This is a genomic window from Pseudomonas sp. AU12215 (assembly GCF_001675465.2).
In the GTDB taxonomy this organism is placed as follows: Bacteria; Pseudomonadota; Gammaproteobacteria; order Pseudomonadales; family Pseudomonadaceae; genus Pseudomonas; species Pseudomonas nitroreducens.
This window is the reverse complement of the sequence record NZ_MACM02000184.1, coordinates 66,719-81,054: the sequence shown is the minus strand read 5'-3', so window position 1 is coordinate 81,054 and position 14,336 is coordinate 66,719. Positions and strand designations below refer to the sequence as shown.

Annotated in this window: 14 protein-coding genes and 1 pseudogene; 11 read left to right on the top strand and 4 right to left on the bottom strand. The window is 65.7% G+C overall.

The features are described 5' to 3' along the window. Positions 1–73 precede the first annotated feature (73 nt). The 6 genes from A9513_RS32160 (at position 74) to hutG (ending at position 6,569) form a co-directional block, all read left to right on the top strand. The gene (locus A9513_RS32160) at positions 74–1,045 is read left to right on the top strand and encodes an ABC transporter substrate-binding protein (protein WP_024764191.1); all 972 of its coding nucleotides are present in this window, start codon (positions 74–76) and stop codon (positions 1,043–1,045) included. 62 nt (positions 1,046–1,107) lie between these two features. Continuing rightward, on the top strand, positions 1,108–1,962 hold the full coding sequence (locus A9513_RS32155) for a proline/glycine betaine ABC transporter permease (RefSeq protein ID WP_038803328.1): 855 nt from the start codon (positions 1,108–1,110) through the stop codon (positions 1,960–1,962). Then, positions 1,959–2,774 (top strand): glycine betaine/L-proline ABC transporter ATP-binding protein, encoded by an 816-nt coding sequence (locus A9513_RS32150; protein ID WP_024764190.1) that lies wholly within the window; start codon positions 1,959–1,961, stop codon positions 2,772–2,774. Before A9513_RS32155 ends, A9513_RS32150 begins: the two co-directional genes overlap by 4 nt. 49 nt (positions 2,775–2,823) lie before the next feature. Further along, positions 2,824–4,356 carry a histidine ammonia-lyase gene (hutH, locus tag A9513_RS32145; protein WP_065327953.1) on the top strand — a complete coding sequence of 511 codons (1,533 nt, stop codon included), beginning with the start codon at positions 2,824–2,826 and terminating at the stop codon, positions 4,354–4,356. Then, complete coding sequence (hutI, locus tag A9513_RS32140) at positions 4,353–5,549, top strand: imidazolonepropionase (protein WP_065327952.1); 1,197 nt, start codon at positions 4,353–4,355, stop codon at positions 5,547–5,549. Before hutH ends, hutI begins: the two co-directional genes overlap by 4 nt. Positions 5,550–5,765: 216 nt before the next feature. Then, on the top strand, positions 5,766–6,569 hold the full coding sequence (gene hutG, locus A9513_RS32135) for an N-formylglutamate deformylase (protein WP_065327951.1): 804 nt from the start codon (positions 5,766–5,768) through the stop codon (positions 6,567–6,569). A 116-nt stretch (positions 6,570–6,685) separates the two neighbouring features. Here hutG and A9513_RS32130 read toward each other — a convergent pair whose 3' ends face one another. Then, positions 6,686–8,155: a hypothetical protein gene (locus tag A9513_RS32130; protein ID WP_141678561.1), complete on the bottom strand. Its 1,470-nt coding sequence runs from the start codon at positions 8,153–8,155 to the stop codon at positions 6,686–6,688. A gap of 43 nt (positions 8,156–8,198) precedes the next feature. After that, positions 8,199–9,180 (bottom strand): annotated as a pseudogene (locus tag A9513_RS32125) (LysR family transcriptional regulator). A 63-nt stretch (positions 9,181–9,243) separates the two neighbouring features. On the opposite strand from A9513_RS32125, the gene A9513_RS32120 reads away from it, so the two are divergent. From A9513_RS32120 to A9513_RS32110, 3 genes are read left to right on the top strand one after another with little or no spacing between them, the layout of a single operon-like run. Beyond that, entirely contained in the window at positions 9,244–10,488 is a 1,245-nt protein-coding gene (locus tag A9513_RS32120) for a D-amino acid dehydrogenase (RefSeq protein ID WP_065327948.1), read from the top strand. Between the two features lie 24 nt (positions 10,489–10,512). Then, positions 10,513–10,863, top strand: a complete 351-nt coding sequence (locus A9513_RS32115; protein ID WP_024764186.1) for a RidA family protein — start codon at positions 10,513–10,515, stop codon at positions 10,861–10,863. A 39-nt stretch (positions 10,864–10,902) separates the two neighbouring features. Beyond that, a complete protein-coding gene (locus tag A9513_RS32110) occupies positions 10,903–11,802 on the top strand; it encodes a transporter substrate-binding domain-containing protein (RefSeq protein WP_065327947.1) in 900 nt (299 codons plus the stop codon). A gap of 2 nt (positions 11,803–11,804) precedes the next feature. Here the strand turns inward: A9513_RS32110 and A9513_RS32105 are convergent, their stop codons facing one another. Together A9513_RS32105 and A9513_RS32100 are read right to left on the bottom strand one after the other, a co-directional pair. Next, positions 11,805–12,281, bottom strand: coding sequence for an NUDIX domain-containing protein (locus tag A9513_RS32105; RefSeq protein ID WP_065327946.1), 477 nt, complete (start codon positions 12,279–12,281; stop codon positions 11,805–11,807). Then, positions 12,278–12,706, bottom strand: coding sequence for a hypothetical protein (locus A9513_RS32100; protein ID WP_065327945.1), 429 nt, complete (start codon positions 12,704–12,706; stop codon positions 12,278–12,280). The genes A9513_RS32105 and A9513_RS32100 overlap by 4 nt, the downstream gene beginning before the upstream one ends. A 179-nt stretch (positions 12,707–12,885) precedes the next feature. Between A9513_RS32100 and pip the strand changes: the two genes are divergently transcribed. After that, complete coding sequence (gene pip, locus A9513_RS32095; RefSeq protein ID WP_024764183.1) at positions 12,886–13,857, top strand: prolyl aminopeptidase; 972 nt, start codon at positions 12,886–12,888, stop codon at positions 13,855–13,857. After that, positions 13,854–14,291, top strand: a complete 438-nt coding sequence (gene dtd, locus A9513_RS32090) for a D-aminoacyl-tRNA deacylase (RefSeq protein WP_024764182.1) — start codon at positions 13,854–13,856, stop codon at positions 14,289–14,291. The genes pip and dtd overlap by 4 nt, the downstream gene beginning before the upstream one ends. Positions 14,292–14,336: the final 45 nt, after the last annotated feature.

Here is a 14,336-nt window from a genome sequence, read left to right as displayed (position 1 = left end):
CGGCCCGGCCGCGCGGCCACAAGCCTGCGCGGCCCTTGCACTGCCCAACCTCATTCACGTTTAGGAGCATCAGATGAACAACACCAAGAAGACGCTGCTGGGCCTGTTCCTGTCCGCCGGTCTGCTGGGCGGCACCATGACTTCGGCCCAGGCCGCCGGCTGGTGCGAGAGTGGCAAGCCGGTGAAATTCGCAGGGCTGAACTGGGAGAGCGGCATGCTGCTCACCGACCTCATGCAGATCATCCTGAAAAACGGCTACGGCTGCGAAACCGACAGCCTGCCGGGCAACTCCATCACCATGGAGCAGGCGCTGGCGAACAACGACATCCAGATTTTCAGCGAGGAATGGATTGGCCGCAGCGACGCCTGGAACAAGGCCGCCGCCGCGAACAAGGTGGTCGGCGTGGGCGCGCCCATCGTCGGCGCCACCGAGGGCTGGTACGTACCGCGCTTCGTGATCGAGGGCGACAAGGCGCGCAACATCGAAGCCAAGGCGCCGAATCTCAAGGCCGTCACTGACCTGGCGCAGTACGCCGAGGTCTTCCGCGACCCGGAAGAGCCGGGCAAGGGCCGCTTCTACAACTGCCCGGCCGGCTGGACCTGCGAGCTGGAAAACTCCGAGATGCTGAAAAAGTACGGCCTCGAGGACAAGTTCACCAACTTCCGCCCCGGCACCGGCCCGGCCCTGGATGCCGCCGTATTGTCGAGCTACAAGCGCAAGGAGCCTATTCTCTTCTACTACTGGTCGCCGACGCCGCTGATGGGCCAGGCCGACCTGGTGAAGCTGGATGAGCCGGGCGTAAACAAGGACGTGAAGATCCAGGTCGGCCTGTCCAGGGCCTTCCACGACCAGGCCCCGGAACTGGTCGCCGTGCTGGAAAAGGTCAACCTGCCCATCGACCTGCTGAACCAGAACCTGGCGAAGATGGCCAAGGAGAAACTCACCTCCGAGCAACTGGCCAAGGCCTTCCTCAAGGAACACCCGGAAGTGTGGACCACCTGGGTCAGCGAGGACGCTGCGAAGAAGGTCCAGGCCGCGCTCTGACGCCGCCGAATCCGGGGAGGCGCTGCTTCCCCGGTGATGCCCACTCCTGACGAGTACGTGCCATGTTTCCCGAACGCTTCACCTTCTCCATCGCCGACTGGGTCAACGGTTGGGTCGATGCCCTGGTTACCAATTACGGCGACGTGTTCCGCCACATCTCCGACACCCTGCTGTGGGCCATCGTCAACCTGGAGAGCGTGCTGCGCGCGACGCCCTGGTGGCTGATGCTGGCCATCGTCGCCGGCATCGCCTGGCACGCCACCCGGCGCATCCTGCCGACCGTGGTGATCGTCGGGCTGCTGTTCCTGGTGGGCGCCGTGGGCCTGTGGGACAAGCTGATGCAGACCCTGGCGCTGATGATGGTTGCGACGATCATCTCGGTGCTGATCGGCATCCCGCTGGGTATCCTTGCCGCACGCAGCGACCGCTTCCGGGCGATCCTGCTGCCGCTGCTGGACATCATGCAGACCATGCCCAGCTTCGTGTACCTGATCCCGGTGCTGATGCTGTTCGGCCTGGGCAAGGTGCCGGCGATCTTCGCCACGGTGATCTACGCCGCGCCGCCGCTGATCCGCCTCACCGACCTGGGCATCCGCCAGGTCGACCGCGAAGTGATGGAGGCCATCACCGCCTTCGGCGCCAACCGCCGCCAGCAACTGTTCGGCGTGCAGCTGCCGCTGGCGCTGCCGAGCATCATGGCCGGCATCAACCAGACCACCATGATGGCCCTGTCGATGGTGGTCATCGCCTCGATGATCGGCGCCCGTGGTCTGGGCGAGGACGTGCTGGTGGGCATCCAGACCCTCAACGTCGGCAAGGGCCTGGAGGCGGGTCTCGCCATCGTCATCCTTGCCGTGGTCATCGACCGCATCACCCAGGCTTACGGCCGCTCGCGCCACCATGAGGCCAGCAAATGAGCAAGATCCAGGTCAAGAACGTCTACAAGATCTTCGGCGCCAAGGCCGATGCGGCCCTGGCGATGATCCGCCAGGGCAAGAGCAAGGCCGAAGTCCTCGCCGCCACCGACTGCGTGGTCGGGGTGAACGACCTGTCGCTGTCCATCGAGGCCGGGGAAATCTTCGTCATCATGGGCCTCTCCGGTTCCGGCAAGTCGACCCTGGTGCGCCACTTCAACCGTCTGATCGACCCCACCAGCGGGCAGATCCTGGTCGACGGTGAGGACGTGCTCGGCTACGACGCTGCCGCGCTGGAAAACTTCCGCCGGCGCAAGATCAGCATGGTGTTCCAGAGCTTCGGTCTGCTGCCGCACAAGAGCGTGCTCGACAACGTCGCCTACGGCCTGAAGATCCGTGGCGAGAGCAAGGCATTGTGCCAGGAACGCGCGCTGCACTGGATCAACACCGTGGGCCTGAAGGGCTATGAAAAGTCCTACCCGCACCAGCTCTCCGGCGGCATGCGCCAGCGCGTCGGCCTGGCCCGCGCCCTGGCGGCGGACACCGACATCATCCTCATGGACGAAGCCTTCAGCGCCCTCGACCCGCTGATCCGCGCGGACATGCAGGACCAGTTGCTGGAGCTGCAGAAAACCCTGCACAAGACCATCGTCTTCATCACCCACGACCTCGACGAAGCGGTGCGCATCGGCAACCGCATCGCCATCCTCAAGGACGGCCAGCTGATCCAGGTCGGTGCGCCCAGCGACATCCTGCACAAGCCTGCCGACGAATACGTCGACCGCTTCGTCCAGCGCCGTGTCGCTGCTATCTAACGTCATTCACCGGCGGGGAAGGGGGCTTCCCCGCCTACAGGAGTTCCGCATGTCGTCCGCTTCCCCCATTACCATCGGCAACGGCCCAGTGCGCTGGCAGGATCTGGTCGCGGTGGCGCGCCACGGCGCGCGGCTGCAACTGTCGGCGGCCGCCTGGGCGCGCATCGACAACGCCCACGGTATCGTCGAGCGCATCGTCAGCCGGGGGGAACGGGCCTATGGCATCAGTACCGGGCTGGGCGCGCTGTGCAACGTGGTGCTGCAGGGCGAGCAACTGGCGCAGCTGTCGCGCAACACATTGCTCAGCCATGCCTGCGGTGTCGGCGAACCGCTGAAGGATGAGCAGACCCGCGCGATTATTTGCGCGGCCATCACCAACTACAGCCACGGCAAATCCGGCCTGCACCGCCGCGTGGTGGAAGCGCTGGTCGCGCTGCTCAACCATGGCATCACCCCGCGCGTGCCGTCGCAGGGTTCGGTCGGTTACCTGACCCACATGGCCCACGTCGGCGTGGCGCTGCTGGGCATTGGTGACGTGAGCTATCGCGGTGAAGTCGTCCCGGCCTTCCAGGCCCTGGCCGCCGAAGGTCTGGAGCCGGTGCAGCTGGGCGCCAAGGACGGGCTCTGTCTGGTCAATGGCACGCCCTGCATGACCGGCCTGAGCTGCCTCGCCCTCGACGACGCGACGCGCCTGACGCAATGGGCCGACGTGATCGGCGCCATGAGCTTCGAAGCCCTGCGCGGGCAGATCGACGCCTTCGACGCCGAGATCATCGCGCTCAAGCCGCACCCGGGCATGCAGAAGGTCGGTGCCAACCTGCGCGCGCTGCTCGAAGGCAGCGAAGTGATCGCCAGCAGCAAGGGTGTCCGCACCCAGGACGCGCTGAGCATCCGTTCCATGCCGCAGATCCACGGCGCCTGCCGCGATCAGCTGGAACACGCGGCGAAGCAGATCGAGACCGAACTCAACTCCGCCACCGACAACCCGCTGGTGCTGGGTACGCCGGACGATTACCGCGTGGTGTCCCAGGCCAACCCCCACGGCGAATCCGTGGCCATGGCCGCCGACCTGCTGGCGATTGCCGTGGCTGAATTGGGTGGGGTATCCGAACGCCGCCTGGACCGTCTGATCAACCCGCTGGTCAGCGGCCTGCCGGCTTTCCTGGTCAGCCAGCCGGGCGTCAACTCGGGGATGATGATCGTGCAATACGTCGCCGCCTCCCTGGCCGGCGAGAACCGCCAGCTGGCGCAGCCGGCGGTGGTGGACAACTTCGTCACCTCCGGCCTGCAGGAAGACCACCTGAGCCTGGGCACCAGCGCCGCGCTCAAGCTCGGCCGCGCCATCGACAATACCCGGCGCATCTTCGCCATCGAATACCTGCTGGCTGCCCAGGCCTTTGAATTCCTCAAGCCGCAGCGTTTCGGCGCCGGCACCGACTGTGCCTGGAGCCTGCTGCGCGAGCAGGTACCGGCCTATGACAGCGACCGCTGGCTGGCGCCGGACATCGACCGTGCCACCGCACTGCTGGCCGACCCGGCAGCACTGGAAAGCGTCGGCGCGAGCATCGGGAGACTGCAATGAAACACCTCTGGCACCACTGCCACGCGGCAACCATGAAAGATGGCCGCTACGCCATCATCGAAGACGCCGCGATCATCACCGAGGGTGAACGCATCAGCTGGATCGGTCCGCGTGCCGAGCTGCCCGAGCGCCCGGTACAGAGCACCGACCTGGGCGGCGCCTGGGTCACGCCCGGCTTCATCGACTGCCACACCCACCTGGTGTTCGGCGGCGATCGCAGCGGCGAGTTCGAGCAGCGCCTGAACGGCGTCAGCTACGCGGACATCGCGGCGGCCGGCGGCGGCATCGCCAGCACCGTGCGCGCCACCCGCGAGGCCAGCGAGGAGGAACTGCTGGCCAGCGCCATCAAGCGTGCCCGCCCACTGTTGGCCGACGGCGTGACCGTGCTGGAAGTGAAGTCCGGCTACGGCCTGGATCTGGACAGCGAACGGCGCATGCTGCGCGTGGCCCGCCGTCTGGAGCAGGAGTTGCCAGTGACGGTGCGTACCACCTGTCTGTCCGCCCACGCCCTGCCGCCGGAGTATGCCGGGCGCGCCGACGAGTACATCGAGCAGGTCTGCACCCGCATCCTCCCGGCGCTGGCCGAAGAGGGGCTGGTGGACGCGGTGGATGCCTTCTGTGAGCACCTAGCATTCTCTCCGGCGCAAGTCGAACGGGTGTTCCAGGCCGCCCGGCGCCTGGGCCTGCCGGTCAAACTGCACGCCGAGCAATTGTCCTCGCTGCATGGTTCCAGTCTTGCGGCGCGTTACGGCGCGCTATCCGCCGACCACCTGGAATTCATGGACGAGAGCGACGCCATGGCCATGGCCGAAGCGGGCACCGTTGCCGTGCTGCTGCCGGGCGCCTTCTTCGTCCTGCGCGAAACCCAGCTGCCGCCGATGGACGCCCTGCGCAAGCACGGCGTGAACATCGCCATCGCCAGCGACCTCAACCCCGGCACCTCGCCAGCGCTGTCGCTGCGCCTGATGCTGAATATGGCCTGCACCGCTTTCCGCCTGACCCCGGAGGAAGCGCTGGCCGGTGTCACCCTCAACGCCGCGCGGGCGCTGGGCATGGCCGACAGCCACGGCAGCCTGGAAGCGGGCAAGGTCGCCGATTTCATCGCCTGGGACATCCAGCGCCCCGCCGAACTGGCCTACTGGCTCGGTGGCGACCTGCCCAAGCGCATCATTCGTCACGGCGAAGAGTTGTGAAACCGCAAGTTCAAAAGCCCCTCACCCTAACCCTGGCTGCGCGCCCCGCTCCTCAAGCGGGAGAGGGGACTGTTCGGTGCAGGATGACGCTTTGCTGTAGGCCGGTACGGACGGCCCGCTCTCCCCCTGGGAGAGGGCTGGGGTGAGGGGGAAGCATTGGCACAGACTTTCAGCACGAAAATGAACTCATCTCGCTGGGTGTGGAGATAACTACCCATGAATAACGTTCTCGAATTCAAACGCGGCCGCGTGCCACTGCTCATCAGCATGCCGCACCCCGGCCTGCGCCTGACCCCGGCCGTGGAAGCCGGTCTGGTCGACGAGGCCCGTGAGCTGGCCGACACCGACTGGCACATCCCGCAGCTTTATGCCTTCGCCGAAGAACTGGGTGCCAGCACCCTGGCCGCCGGCTACTCGCGCTATGTCATCGACCTCAATCGCCCGGCCGACGACAAGCCGCTGTACAGCACGGCCACCACCGGCCTCTACCCGGACACCCTGTTCGACGGCCGCCCGCTGTTCAAGGAAGGGCAGGCGCCTTCCGCGGAAGAGCGTGCGCGTTACCTCAAGGAAGTCTGGACGCCGTATCACCAGACCCTGGCCGGCGAACTCGCACGGCTGAAGGCAGAATTCGGCTACGCGCTGCTGTGGGATGCCCACTCGATCGCCTCGGTCATCCCGCACCTGTTCGACGGCAAGTTGCCGGACTTCAACATCGGCACCAACAGCGGCGCCAGCTGCGACGCGCAACTGGCCGAGCGACTGGTGGCGGTGTGCGCCGACGCGCCGGCCTATCGCCACATCCTCAACGGCCGCTTCAAGGGCGGCCACATCACCCGCCACTACGGCCAGCCGCAGGACAACGTGCATGCGGTGCAGCTGGAACTCGCGCAGTGCAACTACATGGATGAGCACGCACCCTTCGGCTACCGCGAAGACCTCGCCGCACCGACCGCCCAGGTACTCCGGCGCATGCTGGAAACCTTCATCGCCTGGGGCCGCGAGCACTACGGCCGGTAAGTTTTTACACAGCCTCCTGCCGCGCCGGGGCTTGTCGGCGCGGCGCCGCTGGACCACGCATCCCGGCGGCGCTTCCCCGGTGTGACAGGGGGCTGTCTTTTCTTCCCGAAACTGCTTCAGCGAAAGCGAACGATGCGCGAATCGGAGTAATAGAATTCATTTCGGCTATCGCCCTGGCGGAATACCAGGCCGTAGTCTTCCAGGAAGTATCGGGTATCGATGCGCTTGTATTTGTCGTCGACTACCGAGCAATGAATCTCTTTGGCGCTGCCGGATAGTTGGGGATTCAGCTCGGCTGCGGACAACTCGCGGATCACCTCGCAGCGCGTTTCCTGGGTGTCTCGGGTCTGGCCGATGATGCTGAAGTTCTCTTTTCGAGTGAGCCGGTAGCTGAGCTTTTCACCCACAGGCATCTGTTTCCAGTTGCCTTCCAATTCCAGCTTTTCTACCTCACAGGTGCCCTGCGCCTTGCTGTAGTGGGTCACGCTGCTGAGCTCCAGCATGCCCATGAAACTGGTGTCCTGCGAGACGTAGCCCGTGCCCTGCCGCTTGATGTGCAGCAGGCCGGGAGTATCGCCCGGCTGGAACCAGAACTCCTCAATCAATGGCTTGGTTTCTCCCTTGAAGGTCGAGGTGCCTTCGGTGCGTAGGTAGGACAGAGATTTTCGAGGCGCATCGAAGCCCAGGGAGGTCACGTAGCGAGCGACTCCGGCATCCAGCGCAGGTTGGTTTTCCAGATCAGGGGCGGGCTTGTCGCGATTCTCCGCCCGCGCCAGCGCGGACAGTTGTTCGTGCGGCTTGCAGGCAGCTTGCAGGATGGCGAGGTAGTCGGCTGAGGCGGAGCTGAAGGTGCGCGCGCTGGGGGAGGCCTCGATGCGGCCATCCGTGACTCGCTGGCGCGGATCCAGGTCGTAGCCAGTCAGCCAGGTGTAAGTGTTACGGCCGCAATTGACTTGCAGTTGCTCGACCTTGCTGCCGTAAGGCGCTTGGTAGGGCGCATCGTAGGCCAGCGACGGGTAGTCGAATGCAGCCCAGAGCTTCAGGCTCCCGTCGGGCTGTGGTTCCAGGCTGGCGATGTCCAGCAGGACATGTCCGTCGTTGCCGCTTTCGAAGTTCGCCAGTTTGCGCCAGTCCGGGTTCTGAGCGCAGGCCTGAACCACCTGCGGCAAGCTACGCAGTGTTCTGGCGGTGTCACTCGTCAGCGGGATGGGTTCGCGATATTGCGACTGGCCCACAGCGTACATGCGACCGGGAGTGTCGACATATAACCAGTTGGCGCTCTCAGCCGAGCAACTTACCTGAAGCTGCAGCAGGCCGCGTGGAAGGCGCAGGGCGAGGGCGGCTTCGTTGCCGGCGCGCAGGACGCTGTTTTCCACAACGTTGCCGGCGCTGGCGGTATTGGTCACCAGCTTGTCGAGGGCTTGCGTGGGATTCTTTCCGGTGGCGGTTTGCGTGGCGCAGGCGCCAAGCGAGAGCAGAAACGGAGCAAGGAGAAGTGGGCGAAGCAATGTCATGACGAGTCCTTTCAGATCAAAACCAATCCCTTCGGGGCGCGGAAGATTCGGGTATTTCCCCTCGTTTGACAATGACGCGTAGCAATCAGGCGCAGCAGACTTCGCGGACCTTGCTTCAATCCTCGGTCTGGAGATCGGCCAACTGCATCTCGGCATGTCGCACCAGCATCTCCAGCAGCAGGGCCTGGGTGTGCGGCGGGGTCTCGTCGGCTCGGGTCAGGGCGTAGAGCGTGACCTTCACCGGAGGTGACAGCGGGCGCAGTGCGGTGAGTCTTTCGTCCGCGCCCAGTGCCGTGAAGGGGTCGACCAGCGCCAATCCTGTTCCTGCCTCCACCAGCGTGCGCGCCAGTGCATAGGTCTGTACTGAAATGCGCACGCGCGGCGGTGGTTCGACGTTCGCCAGGTAGCTTTCCAGCCGCGCCGACAGCGGGTCGGAGGTGGACAGCCCGATCATCGGCTCGCCGGCCAGTTCGTCCAGCGTCAGCGCCTTGCCCAAACGGTCTTCCGGCCAGTGCGCGCGTGGTGCCAGGGCTACCAGCGGGCCGCTGGCGATGACCTGCGAGCGCAGGCCGGGGTGGTCGGTCTGCTGCAGGGTGAGGGCGAGGTCGAGCTCGCGCATCAGCAGGTTCTGGATCAGTTCGCGGGAATGCTGGGTGGCCAGTTCGCAACTGCTTTGCGGGTAGCGGTCGGTCCATTCGCGGATCACCGGCGGCAGCAGCGACAGCGCCAGGGCCGGCGTGGCGCCCACGCGCAGGCGGTTCTCCGGCTGGCCGCGCAGGCTCTGCGCCAGGCGGCGCACGCCCTGCAGGCTTTCCGTGACCTTGGCGACTTCGCGCTCCAGCTCCAGCGCCTCGGGGGTCGCCTGCAGTTTGCCGCGCACGCGCAGGAATAGCGGGAAGCCCAACTGCTGCTCGGCGTGCTGCAGCACCTTGGTCACTGCCGGCTGGGAGACGTGCAGCAATTGCGCGGCGCCGCTGACCGAGCCGGTTTCGCGGATGGCCTGGAACACTTCGATATGGCGCAGGCGCATGGCTTGCCTCCGTCAGCGGATTCGCCAAGGTATAACCCTGGTTTATGGGTTGCCCATGTTTATTCATTGTTCGCCGCCTGTCATCCGGTCCTAAGGTCGGAGCCTGGAATGGATGGACAGTGAGACGGCAATGGCACAGCGGATTTGCATCATCGGCGCGGGCGTGGTCGGGCTGGCTACGGCGCAGGCGCTGGTCCAGGAGAGCTTCGACGTCACTGTGCTGGAAGCACGGGATGCGGGCGGGCTGGAAACCAGTTTCGCCAACGGCGGCCAGCTGTCCTACCGCTACGTGGCGCCCCTGGCCGATGCCGGCGTACCGCAGCAGGCACTGGGCTGGCTGCTGCGCGGCGACTCGCCGCTGCGCCTGCGCCCGCGTCTGGATCCGGCGCAGTGGCGCTGGCTGATGGAATTCACGGCGGCCTGTCGGCGCTCGGTGAACCAGGCCAATGCGAAACATTTACTGCGCCTCGCGCTGTTCAGCCAGAGCACGCTGGCGCAGTGGCGGGAGGATGGGCTGGACGGCTTCGACTGGCGGCGCAACGGCAAGCTGGTGGCCTTCCGCGATGAAGGCAGCTTCCGCAGTGCGCGGCAGACCCTATCCGATCCTTCAGCGCAATTCGTGCTCTCGGCGCAGCAGTGCCGCGGGCTGGACCCGGCGCTGGCGAGTGCGCCCTTCGTCGGTGGCATCCATACGCCGGACGAGGAGGTCGCCGATTGCTTCCTGTTCTGCCAGCGGCTCGCCGAGCGACTTCAGGCATCGGGACGTTGCCGGCTGGTGTATGCCCGCCCGGCTTCCCGGCTGATGATTCGCAATGGCGTCGTGATCGGTGTGGAGGCGGGCGGCGAGACCTTCGAGGCCGATCACGTGGTCCTCGCCGCCGGCTACCGCAGCGCGGCGCTGCTGCCGGGTAGACCGCGCCTGCCGCTCTATCCGCTGAAGGGCTACAGCCTGACCGCGCCAATCCGCGCCGAGGACCACGCGCTGGAGGTGAGCCTCACCGACTACGACCGCAAGGTGGTCTATGCACGCCTCGGCGAACGTCTGCGCATCGCTGCCATGGTCGATATCGTCGGCTTCGACCCGCGCCTGGAACCCAGGCGACTGGCGCTGATCCGGCAGCAGGCGGCGGATACGCTGCCGGACGCCTGTGACTACAGCGCCGCCATCGAATGGGCCGGCATGCGTCCGGCCACGCCCACCGGCGTGCCGCTGGTGGGGGCCTGCGGGCCGCGTGGCCTCTGGCTGAATCTCGGCCACGGCGCGCTGGGCTTCACCCTCGCCTGTGGCAGTGCGCAACTGATCGCCGCACAGATCGCCGGGCGTCACCCGGATATCGACACGACCGGCCTGACGCCCGCGCGGCTGGCCGGCTGATTTCTTCGAATGGGGAGACACACCATGCAACTCACACGCATCGCCACCAACGATCGCCTTTCCGGCGCTATGGTCTTCGGCTCGCTGGTGTTCCTGTCCGGGCAGGTACCTGGGCAGGCCACCGACATCCAGGGCCAGACCCGCGAAGTGCTGGCGAAGATCGACGCGCTGCTGGCCGAAGCCGGCACCGGGAAGGCGGACATCCTCAGCGCGACCATCTACCTCAAGGACATCGCCGCCGATTTCGAGGCCATGAACGGCATCTGGTCCGGCTGGCTGCCGGAAGGCTGCGCACCGACCCGCACCACGGTGCAGGCGCTGCTGGCGCGGCCGCAGGTGCTGGTGGAAATCACCGTGATTGCCGCGCGGCCCTGACCCCTAACCCGACTCACAACAACAAGAAGGATCGCACCCATGAAACGACTTGCACTGGGAATGCTGGCGGCGTCCAGCCTGGTCTGCGCGCTGGCGCAGGCCAACGAGGCACTGGACGGCACGCTGAAGAAAGTCGCCGAGCGCGGCACGATAACCCTGGGTTATCGCGACGCCTCGGTACCGTTCTCCTACCTGGGCGATAACAGCGGGCAGCCCATGGGTTACTCGGTGGACCTGGCCGGCAAGGTGGTCGAGCGCATCCGGCAGAAGCTCGGCAAGCCCGATCTCAAGGTGAAGTACAACCTGGTGACCTCGCAGACGCGCATTCCGCTGGTGCAGAACGGCACGGTGGACCTGGAGTGCGGTTCCACCGGTGTCACCGCCGAGCGCATGAAGCAGGTCGCCTTCTCCTACGGCTTCATCTATGTGAAAGGCCAGTTGCTGACCGCCAAGGACAGCGGCATCCAGGGCTTCGCCGACCTCAAGGGCAAGAACGTGGTGACCACCGCCGGCACCACCAACGAGCGCTACCTGAAGGCCTATAACGCCGAGCACAAGCTGGGCATGAACGTGGTCAGCGCCAAGGACCACGGCGAAGCCTTCCTCATGCTGCAGTCGGGTCGCGCGGTGGCCTTCTACATGGATGATGCGCTGCTCTACGGCGAGAAGGCCAAGGCCCGCGACCCGCACCAGTGGGTGGTGGTGGGCGAGCCGCAATCGCGAGAAATCTACGCCTGCATGGTGCGCCGCGACGATCCGCAGTTCCTCGCCCTGGTCAACCAGACGCTGGCCGAGCTGTATTCCTCCGGCGAGATCAAGGGCATCTACCAGCGCTGGTTCGAGCAGCCGATCCCGCCGAAGAACCTCAACCTGGAATTCCCCATGACCGCCGAGCTGCAGGCGATCATTGCCAAGCCCACCAGCGAACCGGTGCAGTAATCCTAGCGCTGCAGGCCGAGGTGGCGGATCAGCGGTTGCGCCTCGGCCAGGCGCTCCCAGACATCGTCGAGCAATTCGGCGGGGTAGTAGGAGGGCAGGCGCGGCAGCTCGCGGCGCGGCACCCAGGCGACTTCGCGGATATCGAACTCGTCGCCACCCAGGCCGCGCAGGTTGTCCAGGTTGACCCGGCCGTCCCAGGCATCCACGCGGTAGAACAGCTCCATGTGGAAGCGCCCGGCCAGCGGCTCGGCGAACTCGCGCACGTAGACCAGCGGGCCGACCTCCACCGCCAGCCCGGTTTCCTCCCGGCACTCGCGGCGCACGGTGTCGCGGGTGCACTCGTCCTTGTCCGACTCGAAGCCACCGCCCGGTGGAATCCAGTATTCGTCGCCGGCGACTGCATGACGCACCAGCAGGATTTCGTCGTTGCTGACCAGCAGCCCGGCGGCGCGAATGCGGTGTTGCAAGGGGGAAGTCATTGCCAGTCGAGCCTCGCCAGTTTCCATTCCGATCCTTCGCGCCACCACTCCAGCCTGACCGAGTAATGCCCGGCGCTATCAGGGAGGAGGTTCTCGGCGCCGGTGAGGGCGACCTGCGCGTCGGTATGGCCGCGGTTGGCGTAGGTCGGGTCGATCCTGCTCTCGCTGCTGAGCAGGATCACCTTGACCTGCTGGTGCCGCAGGAACATCAGCGTCATGGTGCGCCTGGCCCAGTCGCGATCGAACTCGCCATTGGCGCGGAAGTCGCCAGCCAGCTGATCGATCACGGCCCCGCTATTCTTGGCTTCGAGGTTGTCCTGCAACTGCTTCACGGCGGCGTCCAGCTGTGCGCGCGGGTCGTCGCGATCACAGCCGGCCAAGGCGAGCATCAGCAGGAAAAGAGAAAGAAACAACTTCCGTGGCATGGCTCACTAACTCCCTTATGGGTTTTTCGCTGGCCCGAGTATCATGCCCGACACCGTGGGGGCCGAAGACTTTCGATGGAAGTCGCGCTGCGGCAACGCGACTTTCTATAAGGTGGCGACAGGCCCTAGGATGGTTACTGGTCCGGGAGCGACCGTACGCACTGATCCAGGAGCGAGCCATGCAAACTTTGTATCCGGAAATCAAGCCTTACGCCCGCCATGAACTGGCCGTCGATGAGCCGCACGTCCTCTATGTGGACGAGAGCGGTACGCCCGACGGACTGCCGGTTCTGTTCATCCATGGTGGCCCGGGCTCCGGTTGCGATGCCATGTCGCGGCGCTTCTTCGACCCCAATATCTACCGCATCGTCACCTTCGACCAGCGCGGCTGCGGCCGCTCCACGCCTTACGCCAGCCTGGAGAACAACACCACCTGGCATCTGGTGCAGGACATCGAGCGCATCCGCGAGCACCTGGGCATCGACAAGTGGGTGCTGTTCGGCGGTTCCTGGGGCTCCACCCTTTCGCTGGCCTACGCCCAGACCCATCCCGAGCGCGTGCTGGCGCTGATCGTACGCGGCATCTTCCTCTGCCGTCCGCAGGAAATCCGCTGGTTCTACCAGGAGGGCGCAAGCCGCCTGTTCCCGGATTACTGGGAAGACTACCTGGCGCCGATTCCCGCCGACGAGCACGACGACCTGCTGCACGCCTTCCATCGCCGCCTGACCGGCCCCGACCAGATCGCCCAGATGCACGCCGCGCGCGCCTGGTCCACCTGGGAAGGCCGGACCGCCACGCTGCGGCCGAACCCGGCGGTGGTGGATCGCTTCGCCGACCCGCACCGCTCGCTGTCCATCGCCCGCATCGAGAACCACTATTTCGTCAACGACGGCTTCCTCGAGCCGGACCAGCTGCTGCGCGACATGCACAAGATCGCCCACCTGCCGGGGGTGATCGTTCACGGCCGCTACGACGTGGTCTGCCCGCTCGACAATGCCTGGGCGCTGCACAAGGCCTGGCCCAACAGCGAGTTGCAGATCGTCCGCGACGCCGGCCACGTGGCCGGCGAGCCGGGCATCACCGATGCGCTGATCCGCGCCACCAATGAAATCGGCCGCCGCCTGCTGAACCTGCCGCCGGAGGCTGAATGAAGGGTTTGATCCAGCGGGTGCGAGGCGCCCGCGTCGAGGTTGACGGCGAAATCGTCGGCGCTATCGACCATGGGCTGCTGGCTCTGGTAGGGGTCGAACCCCAGGACGACGAAGACTCGGTCAACCGTTTGCTGCACAAGCTGCTTAACTATCGAGTGTTTGGCGACGATGAAGGTAAAATGAACCTTTCATTGAGCGATGTCGGCGGCGGCCTGCTGCTGGTTTCGCAGTTCACCCTGGCCGCAGACACCCGCAAGGGCCTGCGACCGAGCTTTTCCAGCGCGGCGCCTCCTGCAAGGGGCGCCGCGTTGTTCGATCTACTCGTGGAACAGGCGCGAGAGCGTCATCCGCTGGTCGCCACTGGCCGTTTTGGCGCCAACATGCAGGTCCACCTGGTCAATGACGGGCCGGTGACCTTTCTACTGGAGGCTTGAACGCGCGGCAGCTTGTCATATCGCCGTGGGATGATGGTTAGGGCT